Source organism: Paenibacillus silvestris, assembly GCF_009882985.1.
Classification (GTDB): Bacteria; Bacillota; Bacilli; order Paenibacillales; family NBRC-103111; genus Paenibacillus_E; species Paenibacillus_E silvestris.
Genome location: NZ_WTUZ01000010.1, coordinates 1,185,456 through 1,204,433, shown reverse-complemented (window position 1 = coordinate 1,204,433; position 18,978 = coordinate 1,185,456). Strand labels below are relative to the sequence as shown.

Genomic DNA, 18,978 nt, shown 5'->3' with positions numbered 1-18,978 from the left:
TCCTTGCTAGAACACCAACTTTAATCCCAGCTAAAGCTTCTTGCGCCACTTTGTTACGAACATCTTTGAATGCGTTGTTTCGTTGTCTCATTCCGTTCAGCCCCCTTTATTTCATAGTACCTCATTTCCCTAGGTACTCTCCAATTCAATTAGGGGGCTAAACAGATTGTGGTGAAATAAGACCCTGTAGTTCCGCTCGCAGCCAGAAATCAGCTTTTTCGCTGAAATAGCGCCCTGTAGTTCCCCTTCGCACACTGATGCAAGTCAACTATGACACGAGAAGTGGCAATTCGTGAGGGCAACCTAATGACTCAAGCAGCATGAAGAATTGCATGCTCAGAGGGCGGAAACAGGAAACACCAACGCCGTCGCCCTTGCCCTCGCCCCTACACAAACGGCAATAAGAAAAAGGCAGTTCCCCAGGGAACTGCCTTCATTTTACAACCTCACGGCTAAGCGCGATTTGCCTGTTTCAGGCGTAAGCACGATGCCGTTAGCGGAATCGATCCAATTCGCCCCATCTACGCCAGCGACTTCATGAATGCCTCTCAGCACGATAGTATACGGCTTCGTTGCACCTTCAATGAAGAAGCTTACTTCTTCCTTCTCGCGAACAGCCTTCACGGACACTTCCAGCTCACCTTGCAAGCTGTAGAGCGATGCTGCAGTGCTAGCGCCATCCTGCAGCTCAAATAAATGCAGGGATACGCCATCCGCGTAGTCGTAATCAGGTTTCTGATCGTTCGCTCCGATAGCGAGCAACGAATTCGGCTTAACCAACAATGGCAGGGTCATGTAGCCATGGGTTTCTTCGTGCCATTTGCCGCCTTCAATGACGTGTCCGCTGAATAAGTCGGTCCAGCGTCCTTCCGGCACATAATACATCACTTGTCCGCGATCATTGAAGATTGGAGCTACAAGCAGATTATCCCCTAACATATACTGCGTATCTAGATGATGAGTAGAAGGGTCTGCTGGGAAATCGAGCACCATCGCGCGCATCATCGGAATCCCCATCTCGGTGGATTGGATGGCACTTTCGAACAGATAAGGCATCAACGTGCTTTTGAGCTTCGTGAAATGCCGGAGCACATCGACGGCTTCTTCGTCAAACAGCCACGGAACACGGTAAGACTCGTTGCCGTGCAGTCGGCTGTGTGAAGACAGTAGGCCAAAGGCCACCCAGCGCTTATAAATATCAGGCGGCGCTGTTCTCTCGAAGCCGCTGATGTCGTGACTCCAGAAGCCAAAGCCGGACAATCCGAGCGAAAGGCCTCCGCGCAGCGACTCTGCCATGGAGTCGTAATTGGCCGAGCAATCGCCGCCCCAATGCACAGGGAATTGCTGGCCGCCGGCAGTGGCTGAGCGGGCAAACAGCATCGCTTCATTTTTGCCAAGCTTTTCTTCCAACACCTCAAATACGGCCTTGTTGTACAGGAAAGTATAATAGTTATGCATTTTCAGCGGATCAGAACCATCATGGTATTTGACATCGGTAGGGATGCGCTCGCCAAAGTCGGTTTTGAAGCAGTCCACACCCATATCGATCAGTCGTCTCAAATGCTCCTTGTACCACTCTGTTGCCGCTGGGTTAGTGAAATCGACCAGCCCCATGCCAGCCTGCCAGAGATCCCATTGCCACACGTCATCTTCCAAGTTTTTGACCAAATAGCCTTGCTCCATGCCTTCTTTGAATAGCGGAGACTTCTGGCCGATATAGGAGTTGATCCATACACAAATTTTCAGACCTTTATCCTTTAACCGTTTCAGCATGCCTACCGGATCTGGGAACATATCGGCATCCCACTCAAAGTTGGTCCATTGATATTCCTTCATCCAGAAGCAGTCAAAATGGAAAACATGCAGCGGAAGGTCGCGTTCAAACATACCGTCAATGAAACTGTTCACAGTAGCTTCGTCATAGTTGGTTGTGAAAGAAGTAGTTAACCACAAGCCGAACGACCAAGCGGGCGGCAGTGCGGGTTTTCCAGTCAACTTGGTGTAATTATTCAGCACATCCTTCAGTGTTTGGCCGCCGACAATGAAATACTCCACATTTTCTCCAGGCACACTGAATTGGACTTTAGACACGACCTCAGAGCCAACTTCAAACGATACATGTTCAGGATGATTGACGAACACGCCGTAGCCTTTGCTCGATAGATAGAAGGGAACATTTTTGTAGGCTTGCTCACTGCTTGTGCCGCCATCTTCGTTCCAGATGTCAACGGCTTGCCCATTTTTCACGAAGGGGGTGAAGCGCTCCCCAAGCCCGTAAATATGCTCGCCAACGCCAAGATCCAGCTGTTCGCGGAAGTATACTTCTTTGTTATCCGTTGTAATATGACCCGCACCTTTGCTGTTGGAGCCAGTCAAACGTCTATTCTCATACAAGAATTCGGTTCCCCATGTTTCTTGTTTATTTATTTTGACACTCAAATTGCCTGATGTCAGTGTCATATGGTGACTGCTTTCTTCTATAGAAACAGGCGTCTGTGGATTATCAAACAATTCAAAAGCAGGTCCTTTCGTTTGCTTGCCTGCATGATGCGTCCAGCGTACCCGGATGACATCTGGCAGAGGCGAGCTAAATTCGCATGTCAGCATCCCGCCATTTAAAGTATCGCCTTTTCGTTGAATCTTCCGTGCAGCGGCATAAACCGTAAGATTGCTATCTGTTTGCTCTATATCGCGGACGTCCACAGGGTTCAAAACTGTGTATCCTTCTTTTGCCATCCAATAGCCATTAGAAAATTTCATTGCCATCAGCCCTCCATTGTAATTTAATATAAGTATATTGATTTATAAATCGCTTTCCTTTCTCTATATTGTGAGAATATATCAGTATTTTGACATAGGGATTGATTTCGTGAAGGAGGAACGAACGCTATGCAGCAGGCCCATCTCAAAGAAGACCGCGTTCACGGTGACCCGTTATATCCAATTCGTGTGTATGAAATCTGTTGTCAGCCAGGGGAAGAGCTGCTTGACCTCCATTGGCACGATGAATTGGAGTTTCTTATGTTGACGAAGGGAAAGGCTATATTCCGCGTATCGATGGATGAGTATGAACTGGAGGCGGGAGAAGCCATTTTCGTGAACGGGGGTCAGCTTCACTCAGGTTACATCGCCTCAAACGAAGAATGCTGTTTCACAGCTGTGGTGTTTCACCCGGATATTGTAGGAAACGGGCGCTTTGACCTTGTGGGCGAGAAGTATATTACACCGCTCATCCAGCAGAAATATGTCATTCCTGCACATATCACGCGTCATTCTACGGAAGAAGAGGAGCTGCTTAACCTGCTGGTACAAGTGTTCGATCTGAACCTCAAGGAAGCACCCTTATATGAATTGACGACAAAAGGTTATCTGCAAGTGATTATTTCGAAGCTGATGATGTTAGGAGGTCCTGCTTATCGCGAGCTGCCTCCTACTGTGAGTCCAACGCATATTGATCGGTTAAAGCTAATCATTGAATATATTCAAATGAATTATAGCGGGCCAATTCGCTTGGAGGAGTTAGCGGCGCTGGTTTCCTTCAGCGAGTCTTATTTCTGCCGATATTTCAAAAATTTCACTGGCAAAAGTCCGCTGGAGTACTTAAACCAGGTACGATCACAGCGAGCAGCTTACCTGCTGAAGGATACGGATAAGAAAATTACGGAAATTTCGCTGGATGTCGGATTTAATACGCTGAGTTATTTTATCGGTGTGTTCAAAGCGCATTTTGGCTGTACGCCATCCGAATATCGAAGAAGAGCCCATGCATAAGGAATGGAAACAGAATCAGGGGTGAAGTCATTTGTTTGCTAAGCTAAGAGACTTTGTAAAGTCATGGATGTATGATTATTTAACTTTAAAAAAGCGAATCTTTATCATCTTTCTCTGCAGTACGCTGATACCGTTCATTTGTATCGTTCTCATCTCTTATTACACGATTTACTCGATCCTGACGAATAAGATTCAGAACGGGATACAAAGTAATCTAAGACAAGTTGAGCTCTCCCTGGAGAGTACGATCAGCAATTTAAATCATGTTTCTCAGCAGCTTGCATTTCCCGGGAGCGTAGGGAAAAAGCTGGATCAGATGCTTTCGCTTGAGCCTAGTCAAACCTATGAACGTTCTCAAATGATCAGCACGTTAAGAGACGAATTAAGCTTAGTCACTTTTACGAATCCGAATATTGGCCTAACCCTGTACTATTTCCAGAATGATCATACTTATGATCTCGAAAATGTAGGGGTCAAAGATCAATTCACCCCTGAGAAGCTGCCCTTGCTAGCGCAATACTCAGGAATTTCGTATTATGGCCCTCATATCAGCAACAGTCGGTTTGATAATAACTTTGTTTTCTCGGCACTGCGTAAGGTGGATTTGCCGATGCGCGATGATGTGTTTGTCTACATTGAATCAGGTTTTCATCTGACACAGAACATCCTGAATAATGATCAGTTTGGCGGCGGCAATTATCATATTTTTCTGGACAATAATGGTCGAATTGCTTATACGGAGCTGCCGAATTCGTTCGTGAAAGATACGATTTTCCCGAATTTCTCAAGCGACAAAACGCACGGCATGCAGAGTGAATTTTATTGGTTCCGGCAGGCCAGCAATCAAGGCTGGAGTATCGTTTCCGTTATTCCCAAGGCGGATTACAATAGGGAAATGAATCAGTGGTTCCTGCAAATATTATTGTTTGCGCTTATTTTTCTAGGGATCAGTCTGCTAATGGCCTGGCTTCTATGGAAAATGGTCTATGTGCCTTTGAATGGCTTTAACCGAGAAATCAAGCTAATGGCACAAAATCGGGTGCAATCGGTTAATGTGAAAACCAAAATACCGGAGTTCGACTTCCTATTAAATCAATTCAGGCAGATGAGGGAGCAGATTTGGGAGTTATTCGCCGAGGTTGAACGTAAGGAAAAGCGGCGGGTGGATCTCGAAGTTGAGAAGCTTCTGTATCAAATAAATCCGCATTTTCTAATGAATACGCTCGATACGGTGCATTGGTTAGCCCTTATGAATGGCCAAGATGAGATCGATCGCCTTGTGTCTTCACTGAATAAGCTACTTCATTACAATCTAGGCAAGCTGGGTGAGGCTTCTACGATTAATGAAGAAATCGAGGCCTTGAAGCAATATTTGACGCTGCAGCAAATCCGTTATGATTTTAAGTTTGATGTGCAAATGCATGTCGATGAAGAAGTATGGAGCATGCCGGTTCCTCGGTTTATCCTCCAGCCGCTGGTCGAAAACTCTCTGTATCATGGGTTAAGCGATGATGGCTATATTCGAGTGGATGTCAGTTTAACGAATGCCATTCTGATCTCGATTCAGGATAACGGTTCAGGCATGTCGGAAGAAAAGATTCATAACCTCCTGAATAACCCGGAAATGGAAAACAAAAAAGTGGGCATGGGTATTGGGTTGAATTACGTGAAGCGGATGCTCGAATCGCAATATGGCGACAAGGCGGAGCTGCGTATACAGAGTGTGATCGGCAAAGGGACAACCATATTTGTAACGATACCTATTTTGGAGGGGAACCGCCGTCATGATTAGAGTGATGATTGTCGATGATGATAAATTGGTTCGAAAAGGGCTTATCTCTGCGATGCCTTGGGGCGATTTCGATATGGAGATTGTTGGAGAAGCCAGCAATGGCGAGAAAGCTTTGGAATTCATGGCTGAGAATGCGGTCGATTTACTGCTCACGGATTTAGCAATGCCCGTCATGTCGGGCATTGAACTTTTGAAGGTTGTACGCAAGCAATACCCGGGTATGTATACCGTTGTGCTCACCTTCCACCAGGATTTTGAGTATATCCAAGAGGCGCTCAGGCTTGGAGCTATTGATTATATTGCCAAGGTGCAGCTTGAGAAGGAGCGCTTTGAAGAAGTGCTAGGGAGAATTCATAAACGGATTCTGGAGGAACAAAAGCATGCGCCTCAAGCGCCGGATGTCTTCTATGAGAGGACTGACTTCCAGGACGAAGCGACTCCCCAAGTGGATAAGACTGTGCCCAATTTAGATCAAGTGAAGGAACAATGGTCGGGGCACGAATGGATGAATCAAGATCAGATATTTGCTGCCCAGGTTAAACAGTTGAAGCATTTGCGGTTGCCGCAAACGAAGTTAATCGGACTTTTGTATACGTTAACTGACAAATGGAATCTATTATTCCACCCTGTTCATATGGCCAAAATTGCGCTGCCGGATGCTTTTGAGAGCTGGCAGGAGGTGGAAGCGTGGTTAACGGATACGCGTGATATGATCCGCAAGGCGATGGACAAGCCAGCCTTCTCACAGGAGGTCGTCGAATGTGTGATGAAAGCCGTACACATTGTGAGTGAAGAAATCCAAGAGCAGATTACCGCGGCAATCATTGCGAAGCGGGTGAATATGAGCAGAAGCTATTTCAGCCAGTGTTTTAAGGAAATTATCGGCACTAATTTTAGCGAATTTTTGCGTAATAATCGGATCGAGAAGGCGAAGGAGTATTTGCTCTATACGAATAAAACGATTCTGTGGATTGCTGAGCATGTTGGCTATATGGATGAAAAGTATTTCAGCCGTACCTTCCGAGAGCAAACCGGTTTATTGCCAAGCGAATATCGGATGAAGCATGGAGCAGGTAGAGAAACGTCCGAAGGTTAGGGGGTCAAATGCCGGAAATGCCGAAGATTGGATACGAATTCCAGAAAACATCGGTCAATTTCCCATCTAAAGGTGTAACCGTTTTCCATCCTTGTTGGTGGATCGTTCGTGTTATTTTTAACGTGTAGACAAATTCTATAAACGAAAGAAGGGGATTTATATGAGCAAGCCTAAAAAAAGCATGCTGCTTTTACTCGCAGGGATGCTAGTTGTATTATCTGCCTGTTCGGAGGCCAACACGGCCAAGGAATCACCTAAAGCTTCAGCAGGGGCTGCACAAACAGCTTCACAAACAGCGGCAGGTCCTTTCACCAAATCAGAGAAGCCGATTACGATCAAAATCGGTAAAGATGTCGATGCAGCGGATAAAAGCTTGCCTGCCGGGGATTCACCGGAAAGCAACCAGTATACGCGCTATATCAAAGATAACTTAAACATTGATACCAAAATTGTTTGGCAAGCGGCGAGCGGGAAAGATTACGATCAAAAAGTAAACTTATCCATTGCCAGCAATGATTTGCCGGATGCGCTTGTTGTGAAGGACAAAGAGTTTAGACAAATGGTGAAAAGCGGCCAACTCGCGGATCTGACAGAAGTTTATAACAAATATGCCTCACCAGCACTCAAAAGCATTGTCGATAGTACAAAAGGTCTTGCACTTAAATCAGTCACCGTTGATGGAAAAATGTATGCCCTTCCGAACGTAACGACGGAATCAGACATGGTTCACATGATGTGGATTCGCAAAGACTGGCTGGACAAGTTAGGCTTGCAACCGCCGAAAACGATGGATGATCTGGAGAAAGTAGCCAAGGCCTTTGTTGAGCAAGATCCAGACGGGAACGGTAAAGCGGATACAATCGGGATTTCAGGCCCGCAATTGGGCGGCTTGTTGAATGCAGATTTTATCAATCCTAACAATAATAACTATGGTTTCGATCCGATTTTCGCTTCCTTCCATTCCTATCCAGGATTTTGGTTAAAAGGCGCTGACGGCAAAACAACGTACGGCTCCCTTCAACCAGAAACGAAGCAAGCGCTCTCGAAGCTGCGTGATCTTTATTCCAAAGGCTTGATCGACAAGGAAATGACGATTCGTAAAGACGCTCAAGAGTTGATCAAAAATGGAACTTCCGGCATTTACTTCGGCCTATGGTGGGCTGGTGGATACGGTCCATTAGCGGATGCCATCAAAAACAATCCGAAGGCGAACTGGCAAGCCTATACGGCGCCTCTGGATGTAAATGGTGAATTCACACCGCATATGGGGAATCCGTCCAATCAATATCTCGTTGTCCGTAAAGGTTACGAGCACCCAGAAGCCGCTATTCAAATGGAAAACTTGTTGCTGCGTGACGAGTCCAAATTCGATGTTAAAGTAAATATTGGTAACTATCCATTACGTATCGTATTTGCTCCAATGGATGAGATGGATGTTACGTACAAAATGATGAAAGAAGTACTTGCAGGCACGAAGAAACCAGAAGATTTGGATATCCCTGGCTACAAATTGCTGAAAGCCGATGCTGAAAAAGTGAAAAAAGTGAAACTAGAGCCTTATGACAAATACGATATTCAATACTGGGACCCGAACGCGGATTTAGGGACTTGGAAACGGATGTATTCCACTCTAGTTGGGATCGCACCACTTCAGCAGCCGTTTAAGAAAACCTACAGCGTAACGTATTCCCAAACGAAAACGATGGAAAGCAGATGGTCTGCGCTGGATAAATTAGAGAAAGAAACTTTCCTCAAAATTATTATGGGCGCTGCTCCGCTAGAAACCTTTGATAAATTCGTCGAAGACTGGAAAAAGCAAGGTGGAGACCAAATTATTACGGAAATCGATGCCAGCTTGAAATAGTCGCAAGGACAATAAGGCGTCAGACTTAGACTTACTCTGGCGCCTTTCCCTTAACAACAATGAATGGAAGTGATTGATAGGATGGTTACGAAGGGTTTTGCCAAACATTACTATCTCATGCTTCTTCCTGGCTTTATATGGTTGACGCTGTTTAGTATCGTGCCTATGTTCGGCATTGTCATTGCTTTTCAGGATTTTAATCCCGGGTTAGGTATTTTTCATTCCGAATGGATCGGCTTGGAAAATTTCAAGTACATGTTTTCACTGAACGACAGTAAAACGGTGTTTTTCAATACCCTGTTTATCGCGGTTATGAAAATTATCGCAAATATGATTGTTCCGTTGATCTTCGCGTTACTGCTCAATGAATTGCGCATTGCAGTTTTGAAGAAATGGATCCAAACGATTGTTTATTTACCGCATTTTTTATCATGGGTTATTCTTTCAGGTATTTTGCTTGATATCTTGTCCTATAAAGGACCTGTTAACGGATTGTTGGGGTTCTTCGGGATCAGTCCTACCCTGTTTTTCGGGAAAGCAGAATTGTTCCCCTTTATCATTGTCGGAAGTGATGTTTGGAAAGAATTTGGCTTTAACACCATTATATTTTTGGCGGCTCTAACGGGAATTAACCCTTCCTTGTACGAAGCGGCTGCGATAGATGGCGCTACGCGCTGGCAGCGATTGCTTCATGTCACACTTCCCGGCATCATGACAACAGTCATTTTACTTTCGGTGCTTAGTCTGGGGAATGTCTTAAATGCGGGCTTTGACCAAATTTTCAACCTTTACAATCCACTTGTGTATTCAAGCGGGGACATTATTGACACTTGGGTCTATCGGACAGGTCTATTGAATCTGCAGTATGGACTGGCAACAGCTATGGGGCTTTTGAAATCCGTCATTAGTTTTGCGTTAATTACCACTTCCTATGTACTAGCCGCTAAGTTCGCAAATTATCGTATTTTTTAATATAAAGGAGCAGGATTATGGTCAGAGAAACATCAATAGGCTCCAAAGTGTTTGATCTTTTCCTAATCGTGCTGCTGGTTGGCATTGCTCTCTTGTGTGTACTTCCGCTATGGTACACTTTGGCTATGTCGTTAAGCGACAATGCAGCAGCGTCATCAGGGCAGGTCAGCTTTTGGCCGGTTGGATTTAACTTAAATTCCTATCATGAAATCATGGGCGACAGTAAATTCTTCAATTCCTTTTGGATTTCGATCCAGCGCGTTGTTCTGGGATCGAGCGTTAACTTTGTAGTGATCGTGCTTCTCGGTTACCCTTTATCCAAAAATGCGAAGGATCTGCCTTTCCGCAACGTGCTCATGTGGATCTTGGTTTTCAGCATGTTGTTTAACGGCGGCTTGATTCCTTGGTATCAAACGGTTAAATCACTAGGTTTGATTAATAATATTTGGGGTTTAGTCCTTGGGAACAGCGTTCCGATCTTCAGTGTTATTCTGGTCATTAACTATTTCCGGAATTTGCCTAAAGAACTGGAAGAAGCGGCACTCGTCGATGGTGCAGGTCCTTGGTATATGCTTGTGAAAATATTCATTCCACTGGCCGTGCCTGTACTGGCAACCGTGACCCTATTCAGTATCGTTTATCACTGGAATGAGTTCTTTAACGGTTTGGTGTTGATGTCGAATGCGGATCATTATCCGCTGCAGACCTACATTCAGCAGCTAGTCGTCATTGTGGATGCGAATACCATGACCGCGGAGCAGATTCAGAAGATGAGTGAACTTTCGAATCAGACGCTGAATTCGGCCAAAATCTTTATTGCAATGATCCCAGTCCTTGTGATCTATCCGTTCTTGCAGCGCTTTTTCATTCATGGGATTACACTTGGTTCTGTGAAGGAGTAAGGAATTTAATTAATAAACGGCTGACTCTGTATAATCAGAGTCAGCCGTTTTTCTGTTTCATGGGGGCATTAGCGAAGTTCATACTGCTTTCGAAATTGTTTCGGTGTAATGCCCTCGATTTTCTTGAATACTTTAATAAAATAGTTGGGGCTGCATTGAATCCATTGAAACTCCTTGCCAAATTAAGAATAGGAAGAGGTCAATTCATGGATCATTTACAATCTAGGAGCAGAGAGTGTTTTGACAGGGACTGGTTTTTCCATAAAGGCGACATAGAGGTGAAGTACGCGATTAAGGCGGGGATGACGGGCGGGATAACGAACAATGGAAAACGGGAGGAAGGTGAATGGCTTGTAATTGCTTACGCGGACAAGGAAACAGCAGAGACAGCTCTTCCAAAGGAATGGAGCCGAGTACATATTCCCCATGACTATGTTGTGGAAGGGGATGTGGTGAATGACCCTGATTTGGGTAGCCGCCCGGCCAGTCATGGTTATTTGCCGATGGGAATCGGATTTTACAGAAAAATGTTCGCCATACCGTCGAACGACGAAGGGAAAAACATAAGTATTCACTTTGATGGTGTTATGGGAATAAGCACGGTCTGGTTAAACGGACATCTGCTGGGCACCCATGAGAGTGGCTATACCAGCTTTCACTACGATATATCTGATGTTCTCAGGTACGGCGAAGAAGGCAATAATGTCATCGTCGTCAAAGTCGACGCTACACGGTGCGAAGGCTGGTGGTATGAAGGCGGCGGCATTTACCGGCATACGTGGCTGCAAAAAACAGACCGCCTGCATGTTGGCCACTGGGGGACTTATGTTACTACGCCTGTAATAACAGAACAGGTAGCGGAAATTGCCATCCGCACAGTTGTGCACAACCAATATGAGGAAGATCGGGTATGCGAGTTGAGATCAACCATTGTGAATGCGGAAGGTGTAAGTGTCGCTTCACAATCTGTTCAAATTAGCGCACCTTGGCTGACGAAGCGGGAGACCGAGCAATCAATTTGGGTATCCAATCCCCAGCTTTGGTCGCCTGAGTGTCCTTATTTGTATCGAGTAATTTCGGAAGTGTCCTTGGACGGCAGCGTCGTGGATGTCTATGAAACAGTCTTCGGTATTCGCACCATCGCATTTACGCGAGATGGATTCTTCCTGAACAATAAACCGGTGCTCATCAAAGGCACCTGCAATCATCAGGATTTCGCTGGCGTCGGGGTCGCGTTGCCAGATCGGCTAGTGGCTTACAAACTGGAGTTGTTGAAAGAAATGGGCTGCAATGCCTATCGGAGCGCTCATCATCCGCCAACACCGGAACTGCTTGATATGTGTGATCGACTTGGCCTGATGGTTATGGATGAGAATCGTCTCTTGGATAGCACGCCCAAAGGGATTGCTGATCTGGAAAGTTTAATATTGCGGGATCGCAATCATCCTTCTGTCATCATTTGGTGTATGGAAAACGAAGAGATTCTTGAAGGCAAGCGCATGGGAGCGCGCATTCTTAGATCGCTGCACAATGTCACTCGCAGGCTGGATCCAAGTCGGCCAACGCTCGCGGCCATGAATCACGGCTGGAATAACGGGACATACAGCGAGCAGGTAGATATCGTCGGCTATAATTACGGTCAGCGCAAAAAGCGAGATATATCGGATCATAAATCCCACCCATACCGAATCATGATCGGAAGTGAAAGCGCAAGCAGTACAACTACACGAGGCATTTATGAGATAGATAAGGAACGAGGATACTGCCCAGCGTATGAAGGGATCTACATGCCTTCATGGTCCTGTACAGTGGAGAAAGCTTGGAACGATGTGCTTATACACCGGTTTCTGACCGGCGTGTTTCTCTGGACGGGTTTCGACTATAGAGGGGAACCAACGCCTTACAAATGGCCTTGCATCAATTCCCATTTTGGCATTATGGACACATGCGGTTTCCCGAAAGATGTTTACTACTATTTAAAATCTGTTTGGACCGACGAGCCGACTGTTCACGTATTGCCGCATTGGAATTGGGCCGAAAAGGACGGTGAACCCATTGATGTATGGGTCTATTCCAATGGAGATCATGTTGAGCTTACGCTGAATGGACGCAGTTTAGGTGTGAAAAGAATGGTCGAAGCCGGTCATTTGGCATGGTCAGTGCCTTACGAGCCTGGCGAGCTGATAGCTGCGGTTTACAAAGACGGCGGCATATTCGCGGTAAAGCAGGTTCAAACGACGGGCGCCGCAGCTCATATTCATATGGAAGCAGACCGAACTGATCTTCTAGCAGACGGGACAGACGTGGCTGTTATCCGTGTATTGATCCGCGACGAACAGGGACGTGTGGTGCCCATCGCCGATAACGAGGTCGTTTTCGTGGTGGAAGGGGCTGGAAGCATACTTGGAGTTGGCAATGGGAACCCGAGCAGTCATGAGTCAGATAAGGCGAAAAGGCGCAGAGCTTTTAACGGGTATTGCCTGTTGTTAGTTCAGACCACTACAGCTCCAGGGGAAATAATAATCACGGGAACGTCGGCTGGCTTGCGTGCTGCGAAGCTTACTTTGACGACACGGTAGGGAGCGGAGCACTGTTTTGCGTTTGAGGCAGTTTAAATAGTGAGGTCCTAGACGCAATTCCCGAGTTTCGTATAAAATAGTTGGAAAAACTCCCTTTATTTCAAGTGAGATTCAGTTGAATTAACCTAATAACTGGAAATATTCCCGTTAATTCTCTCCTGTTACCCTGTTTCCAAGCTCAATCGCCCGCATTAACTGGAGAAATTCCATTTATTCATGCTGTAGCTGTGTTACGCTGCGTTTTAGCGGTAGTAATTCCAGTTAATCTGAAGAGCCGCTCCCAAAAGTTCAAAAACAGGCTGTCTCTCGGTCATTCAATGACTATAGGGATAGCCTTTGTTTTCAAATGCTCCATCGTAAAAAAAGACATAGCTGTGTAAGTTCAGACAAGGTAAAAGAACCTTATAAATAGTAAAATTTAGGCAGAGTTCATTGCAAATGAATGCAAGTAAGGAGGTATGTCATCCGTATGCAGGTTAACTATGCTTTAAAACGACCCGTGATTTGCAGCTCAGAACACATGAATGGCGAGGGAAGATTGGCTGTGGATGGGGAAGCGGGCACTTACTGGCAGCCATTAAGCTTCGATAGAAAAGAAGATAACAAGGTCTGGATAACGGTTGATTTGGAAAGGATCGTCACGTTTAATCAGATTATTTTAAAATTTGCCTCAGGTTTCATAAGTGGTTACCAGATCGTCTATTCGGAGGACAACCTCATTTGGCAGGAGGCTTACCGCAAAGATGCTTCCAAAGATGACATTGAGGCCACCAATACTTGTATCTTTCCACGAGTTACAGCCAGGTATGTCAAACTAGAGGCGGAGCTTTTCGACCCTGAACGCGATTTTCAATTCATAGATTTCGGTGTTTATGAGATGCCATCTATACCAGAGGGGCCATTACTAGCAAAAGTTTGTGTAAGTGAGGGTGAGGATGAGGGTGAGGGAAAATCCTTGGAGCAATGGCATACCTTGTCGCTTGCACAGGGAGGCTGTGCACAACTTTCTATAATAGGATTCATGACGGATGGCACGGTGGCGGATCTGACTCAAGCGGAGATCGTCACCACTAGCACGAATCCAGAGGTAGCCGTATGGGACGAAGAAGGTACAATAACCGCGCTTACAGCAGGTATTGCTCAAGTTAAAAGCCGAGTTACTTTACAGGGCGTAACGCAAGAGTTGAGCCTTTTCGTTGACGCCCACGATTCATCCGAACGAATAGCAGAAATATGGCTAACGCATCCTTCCCTCGTGATGGAAATAGGGCAGCCCGCCATAGTAGCAGCAGGCAGCGAGTTTCCTGCCCTGCATATGATGGCTCGTGAACACACCTCTGTGAAGACTACGCTGATAGATGACTTAACAGGCGAGGTTGTCACTCAATGGGAGCGTGAAATTGATGCGCATACGGAGTGTACATGGACATTACCAGGTAATGTATCTCAAGTGGGCCACTTTCAATGGCGTGTGGAGCTTCAAGTGAACGGAAATATTGTAGGTTACGATGCTTTCTATTTCACAGTTGCAGCTCCTACGGCATCTAAGGAAGGACAGAGCCAAATTGTTTACCTGAGTGAAGCTGGTAAGCTTGTCTACGTACCGGATTATAAGGGAAACCGAGTCATCGACTTTTCAAATGCTGGTTATGGTGGAGGCGGTGTTCCATTACCCGATGTACCAACAGTCATCACAATTGAACCTGTTGCAGGCGATAATACGGCGCATATTCAGCATGCGCTTGATCACATCTCAGCCTTGCAGCTTTCTCCAGATGGCTTCCGAGGAGCCGTGCTTCTGAAGAAGGGCGTGTACCCTGTCAGCGGACAACTGCATATTCGTGCAAGTGGAGTCGTATTGCGGGGAGAAGGCGCAGGCGAAGATGGCACGCTGCTGTATGCGACAGGGACGGAGAAGCGGAGTGTGATCGACATTCAAGGGGCATCGGCTCCTCAGCTGTTAACAGAGACATCAGCGACTATAACGGATCTCTATGTTCCGTCAGGCTCGCGAAGCTTCCATGTCGAAGATGCATCCCGTTTTCGTCCCGGTGATACCGTGAAGGTGCTGCGATACGGAAATGAACGTTGGATTCATGCCATCGGGATGGATTCAATTCGGAAAAGACCTGTAGCAGGAGGGACCGTGCAATGGTCGCCATTTGAACTATCCTTCGACAGGGTGATCACGTCGATTGAGGGCAATCGTGTAACACTTGATGCTCCTATAGCTAGTGCGATTGAGAAACAGTGGGGGTCAGGAGCGATCGTCAAATATGAAGATATCGGCCGGATTGAACGGGTCGGCGTGGAACATTTGCGTATCGATGTGACCTATGACCCGAGTATCATGGAAACGAGAATTGATGGCAATGAGGGAAGCGCTGCATATTTGGCTGATGAAAATCACGCCATCACTGGTGTTTATTTGGACCGCGTTAAGCATGCTTGGGTCCGCGATATTGCCGGCTTCCATCTGCAGCATGCGCTCGTGCAAGTTGAACGCGATACCAAATGGACGACCATTCAAGATTGCGTCGTATCCGACTTTGTAAGCGTGATAACCGGCGGACGCCGTTATTCGTTTCATCTTGTTGGTGAGTTGACACTGGTTCAACGTGTGTATTCGGAATCAGCTAGACATGCCTTTACTGTTGATGCACGTGTAGCGGGTCCGAATGTGTTCCTCGATTGCGAATCCAAGCAGGATTATAACACCAGCGAGCCGCATCATCGATGGTCGGTGGGCTGTTTGTATGATAATGTGAATGGCCGCATTCATATTCAGGATCGGGCTTGGTTGGGCAGTGGTCATGGATGGGCCGGGGCTAATTATGTCACCTGGAATACCAGCAATGAGCTTGTTTCGCAACAACCGCCAACTGCCCAAAATTATGCGATCGGACATGTGGGGAAGAAAGGGAAGGCGCTGCTGCCTAATTCCTATGATCCTAGACTACGGAATGAAGCATTTTGGGATAGTTTTGGCACACATGTAACGCCACGAAGCTTATATATCCAACAATTACAAGACCGAATTGGCGCAGAGGCCGTAAATCTATTAACGACAGGATAAATGGGTATCCGTTTATGGAGGGAACTAGGTTCCCTTATTTCGCTCAAAACTTACCTTTGTGCAGATTCTGGGGAACTACGGTCACCTATTTTGTGGATTTTGGCTGGAAAGCAAGCTTTTGCTAGAATATAAGACCCAGCAGTTCCGAATAAGGAGCCAAGTATGCCACTTTTGCCAAAATAACGACCCCATGTTCCCTTATTATTCCGACATTACGGACTCCCCTTGCAGGACATGATGGTCAATCAATGTCTCGACAGGCACTTCCTCATCGTTAATGCGGCGAATTAACAGATCAGCGAGCTTCGTACCAATTTCGTTCACATTATAATCCACCGTCGTCAGGGAGGGGTTAATATATTTCAGAAACTCAATATTATCGAAGCCCATGAGGCCGACTTGATCTGGCACGCGGATCTTACGTGCTTTTAGCCATTTCAGAACCTCTAGAGCGTACACATCGCTGGAGCAGAGGATGGCGCATTTGCTGTCGATTGTTTCCAGCAATGTTTCTAATTCCGTCAAATATTGTTTGTGTGCAATGACGTTAAACCGCATAGCTGGAATCTCCGCACAGGCCTCGATGAAGCCTTGATAGCGCTGCTCGGGCACATAAATATTTTCTTTGCCTTTGCGCATTAATGGAGGACTTAAATAGATCAGATGACGGTAGCCCTGGTCGGCAAGAAACGCAACAGAATCACAGATCGCCTGCTTATCGTTAATCCAAATGTAGGGAAACGGACCGAACAGCCGGTTGCCGAACGTTACAATCGGTGTGCGCGAGCGAAGGAGAAAGGACTCGAACTTCTTGTTGTCATTCGCCGGCAGCAGGGCAATCCCGTCGACACGACGATCAAACAAGTTGTTGATGTATTCCATTTCGAGCTCCTTGTCCCGATTGGAAAGCACCAGATAAACGATATAACCTCGTTTTCGAGCTTCAGCCTCGAAGGCATGGAAAAGTTGGGAGAAAATTTGGTTGTGGATGTCGAATAACACGATGCCCAGTGTTTTTGTGTGTCCTTTGACAAGACTCTGCGCCAAGAAATGAGGCCGGTAGCCTAGCTCTTCGGCGACGCGCATAATCTTATCGCGCGTATCCGGGTGGATACCGGGACGGTTGTTCAAAGCGCGATCGACGGTCCCTCGGGTAACGCCGCATAATTCGGCGATTTGTTTGCTGGTAACGTTCATAGGAATGGACCTCCGGTAAAGGCTCTAGTGGTCTAATCGTAGCCTAACTCAGCGTACAGGTCAATACCCGTGCTCGTGAACGTAAAGGGAATGCGAGCATATAGGCATTAGGAACGAATTTCATTTAAAGCGTTTACAAAACGAAACTTATTTGTTAAGATGAGTTCGTTCACGTGCACGATGCAGGTGAGTGGAGCTCCAATGCAAGATTAGCCGAAGCGGGGGACGCCTTTATCGGCACGGTTGCTTTGTTGCAAATTTTTTTAGTCTTAACCGTGCACGTGCACGGAATTGACTTCGGATCATGACTCACAACGTAGAAAGGCAGCAGTCCGCACCGGGCATGCGATTTCGGGAGCGCGGCGTCACATTCTGTTAAGGATGGTGTCCTGTATGAAAAAGGTTTGGGTCCTCTTATTAATTCTAGCGCTCGGGTGGTCACTAGTCGCATGCAGTTCCAATTCTGCAACAACCTCATCGAAATCAAGCAAAGCCGAATTAACGTTAGTTTGGAGTAAAAATGAAGCTTCTGATGAGCAATTAACGAACATTTTAGCTGAATTTAATAAGCAAAACCCGGATATTACTGTCAAAAGGGTGGAAGTCGTCAGCAGCGGTTGGGCCGATTACTTCAATAAGATCCAAACGATGATTGCCGGTGGCAAATCGCCTGACGTCATCCGTGTTGCGATCGAGGGCATTCAAATGTTTGCGAAGCAAGATTTGCTTCTCCCACTTGATACATACATGAAAGCAGATCCGGCTGCACTGGATAATTACAATGATTTGCATCCCAAACTTCAGTCGCCTTTTGTCATCGACAAGAAAACATACGGGTTTGTATGGGACTGGAACAATGTCGTGATGCATTTTAACACGGATATGCTTAAGCAAGCCGGCTTGACGATGCCGAATAAAAGCTGGACGAAGGACGATTTTCTCCAATATGCGCAGAAGCTAACCACAGAAAAAGATGGCAAGAAGCAATACGGGTTTGCAATTCCAAATTATTATTTCGGAGCTTCCGCCTGGTTGTTTAACAATAACGCAAGCGTTCTGAACGACGAAATGACAACGAGCAAATTGGATGATCCGAACGCCATCGAGTTAATGCAGTTTTTCCAGGATCTCATTTATAAATATAAAGTTGCGCCAGTTCCTGGACCGAAAGATGATCAAATTCAGATGCTGATGAACAGTCAGGTGGCCATGATTTCTGCAGGGAAATGGCCTTTTGGCACGTATGACAAAAATAAGTTCACGAATATCGATGTACAGTTCTTACCGACATTTAAGACGAACAAAGTGATCTTTGGTTCTGGCGCGTTTCCTGTACTCAAATCAACCAAATATCCGGAAGCTGCCTATAAGCTTTCAGCGTTCCTGAGCGGTGTCTACTCGCAGAAAACAACGCTTTCCAATACTTCCATTCCTACACGCATTTCAGTTATGAACGAAGTACTGCCGAAAACACCGGCACAGAATTGGAAGGTATACGCAGAAAGCGCAGATATCGCCAAAGCCGTGGAAGCACCTATGCAATATGGGGAAATTCAAGGCGTATTCGACCGTCACGTATCGGAAATTCTGTCTAATCAATCCGATGCAGCGACAGCCATGAAGAAAGCGAAACAAGAAATCGACGCTATCCTGAAAAAATGACGCCGAATCGCTGACAGTCCGCCCGGCGATCCGCAGGGGTCGCCGGGCTGCGCGGTTCATGAAAGGA

At 46.2% G+C, this 18,978-nt stretch carries 13 protein-coding genes; 10 read left to right on the top strand and 3 right to left on the bottom strand.

Annotated elements, in window-relative coordinates; all coding sequences use genetic code 11:
* Positions 1-438: 438 nt before the first annotated feature.
* A complete protein-coding gene (gene yicI / locus GQF01_RS08890) occupies positions 439-2,760 on the bottom strand; it encodes an alpha-xylosidase (RefSeq protein WP_161406409.1) in 2,322 nt (773 codons plus the stop codon).
* A gap of 129 nt (positions 2,761-2,889) precedes the next feature.
* On the opposite strand from yicI, the gene GQF01_RS08885 reads away from it, so the two are divergent.
* The 6 genes from GQF01_RS08885 to GQF01_RS08860 all read left to right on the top strand — a co-directional run bounded on the left by GQF01_RS08885 (position 2,890) and on the right by GQF01_RS08860 (position 10,397).
* Complete coding sequence (locus tag GQF01_RS08885; protein WP_161406408.1) at positions 2,890-3,771, top strand: AraC family transcriptional regulator; 882 nt, start codon at positions 2,890-2,892, stop codon at positions 3,769-3,771.
* 67 nt (positions 3,772-3,838) lie between these two features.
* Positions 3,839-5,563, top strand: coding sequence for a sensor histidine kinase (locus GQF01_RS08880; RefSeq protein ID WP_161406490.1), 1,725 nt, complete (start codon positions 3,839-3,841; stop codon positions 5,561-5,563).
* Entirely contained in the window at positions 5,556-6,659 is a 1,104-nt protein-coding gene (locus GQF01_RS08875; protein ID WP_161406407.1) for a response regulator transcription factor, read from the top strand. The genes GQF01_RS08880 and GQF01_RS08875 overlap by 8 nt, the downstream gene beginning before the upstream one ends.
* 160 nt (positions 6,660-6,819) lie before the next feature.
* Complete coding sequence (locus GQF01_RS08870) at positions 6,820-8,523, top strand: extracellular solute-binding protein (protein ID WP_161406406.1); 1,704 nt, start codon at positions 6,820-6,822, stop codon at positions 8,521-8,523.
* An 81-nt stretch (positions 8,524-8,604) separates the two neighbouring features.
* Positions 8,605-9,495, top strand: a complete 891-nt coding sequence (locus GQF01_RS08865; protein ID WP_161406405.1) for an ABC transporter permease — start codon at positions 8,605-8,607, stop codon at positions 9,493-9,495.
* Positions 9,496-9,512: 17 nt separating this feature from the next.
* Complete coding sequence (locus tag GQF01_RS08860; protein ID WP_161406404.1) at positions 9,513-10,397, top strand: carbohydrate ABC transporter permease; 885 nt, start codon at positions 9,513-9,515, stop codon at positions 10,395-10,397.
* Between the two features lie 68 nt (positions 10,398-10,465).
* Here GQF01_RS08860 and GQF01_RS37085 read toward each other — a convergent pair whose 3' ends face one another.
* Positions 10,466-10,558: an AraC family transcriptional regulator gene (locus GQF01_RS37085; RefSeq protein ID WP_161406489.1), complete on the bottom strand. Its 93-nt coding sequence runs from the start codon at positions 10,556-10,558 to the stop codon at positions 10,466-10,468.
* A 45-nt stretch (positions 10,559-10,603) separates the two neighbouring features.
* On the opposite strand from GQF01_RS37085, the gene galA reads away from it, so the two are divergent.
* Both galA and GQF01_RS08845 read left to right on the top strand, forming a co-directional pair.
* The gene (gene galA, locus GQF01_RS08850) at positions 10,604-12,976 is read left to right on the top strand and encodes a beta-galactosidase GalA (protein ID WP_161406403.1); all 2,373 of its coding nucleotides are present in this window, start codon (positions 10,604-10,606) and stop codon (positions 12,974-12,976) included.
* Between the two features lie 469 nt (positions 12,977-13,445).
* Positions 13,446-16,052 (top strand): discoidin domain-containing protein, encoded by a 2,607-nt coding sequence (locus GQF01_RS08845; RefSeq protein ID WP_161406402.1) that lies wholly within the window; start codon positions 13,446-13,448, stop codon positions 16,050-16,052.
* A gap of 201 nt (positions 16,053-16,253) precedes the next feature.
* On the opposite strand, the gene GQF01_RS08840 is transcribed toward GQF01_RS08845, so the two are convergent.
* Positions 16,254-17,249 carry a LacI family DNA-binding transcriptional regulator gene (locus tag GQF01_RS08840; protein ID WP_161406401.1) on the bottom strand — a complete coding sequence of 332 codons (996 nt, stop codon included), beginning with the start codon at positions 17,247-17,249 and terminating at the stop codon, positions 16,254-16,256.
* A 173-nt stretch (positions 17,250-17,422) separates the two neighbouring features.
* On the opposite strand from GQF01_RS08840, the gene GQF01_RS36600 reads away from it, so the two are divergent.
* On the top strand, positions 17,423-17,557 hold the full coding sequence (locus tag GQF01_RS36600) for a hypothetical protein (protein ID WP_268894330.1): 135 nt from the start codon (positions 17,423-17,425) through the stop codon (positions 17,555-17,557).
* A gap of 85 nt (positions 17,558-17,642) precedes the next feature.
* Complete coding sequence (locus GQF01_RS08835) at positions 17,643-18,911, top strand: ABC transporter substrate-binding protein (RefSeq protein ID WP_161406400.1); 1,269 nt, start codon at positions 17,643-17,645, stop codon at positions 18,909-18,911.
* Positions 18,912-18,978: the final 67 nt, after the last annotated feature.

Coding starts and splice junctions, on each gene's coding strand:
- yicI (WP_161406409.1), bottom strand. CDS start 2,760: ATGAAATTTTCTAATGGCTATTGGATGGCAAAAGAAGGATACACAGTT.
- GQF01_RS08885 (WP_161406408.1), top strand. CDS start 2,890: ATGCAGCAGGCCCATCTCAAAGAAGACCGCGTTCACGGTGACCCGTTA.
- GQF01_RS08880 (WP_161406490.1), top strand. CDS start 3,839: ATGTATGATTATTTAACTTTAAAAAAGCGAATCTTTATCATCTTTCTC.
- GQF01_RS08875 (WP_161406407.1), top strand. CDS start 5,556: ATGATTAGAGTGATGATTGTCGATGATGATAAATTGGTTCGAAAAGGG.
- GQF01_RS08870 (WP_161406406.1), top strand. CDS start 6,820: ATGAGCAAGCCTAAAAAAAGCATGCTGCTTTTACTCGCAGGGATGCTA.
- GQF01_RS08865 (WP_161406405.1), top strand. CDS start 8,605: ATGGTTACGAAGGGTTTTGCCAAACATTACTATCTCATGCTTCTTCCT.
- GQF01_RS08860 (WP_161406404.1), top strand. CDS start 9,513: ATGGTCAGAGAAACATCAATAGGCTCCAAAGTGTTTGATCTTTTCCTA.
- galA (WP_161406403.1), top strand. CDS start 10,604: ATGGATCATTTACAATCTAGGAGCAGAGAGTGTTTTGACAGGGACTGG.
- GQF01_RS08845 (WP_161406402.1), top strand. CDS start 13,446: ATGCAGGTTAACTATGCTTTAAAACGACCCGTGATTTGCAGCTCAGAA.
- GQF01_RS08840 (WP_161406401.1), bottom strand. CDS start 17,249: ATGAACGTTACCAGCAAACAAATCGCCGAATTATGCGGCGTTACCCGA.
- GQF01_RS08835 (WP_161406400.1), top strand. CDS start 17,643: ATGAAAAAGGTTTGGGTCCTCTTATTAATTCTAGCGCTCGGGTGGTCA.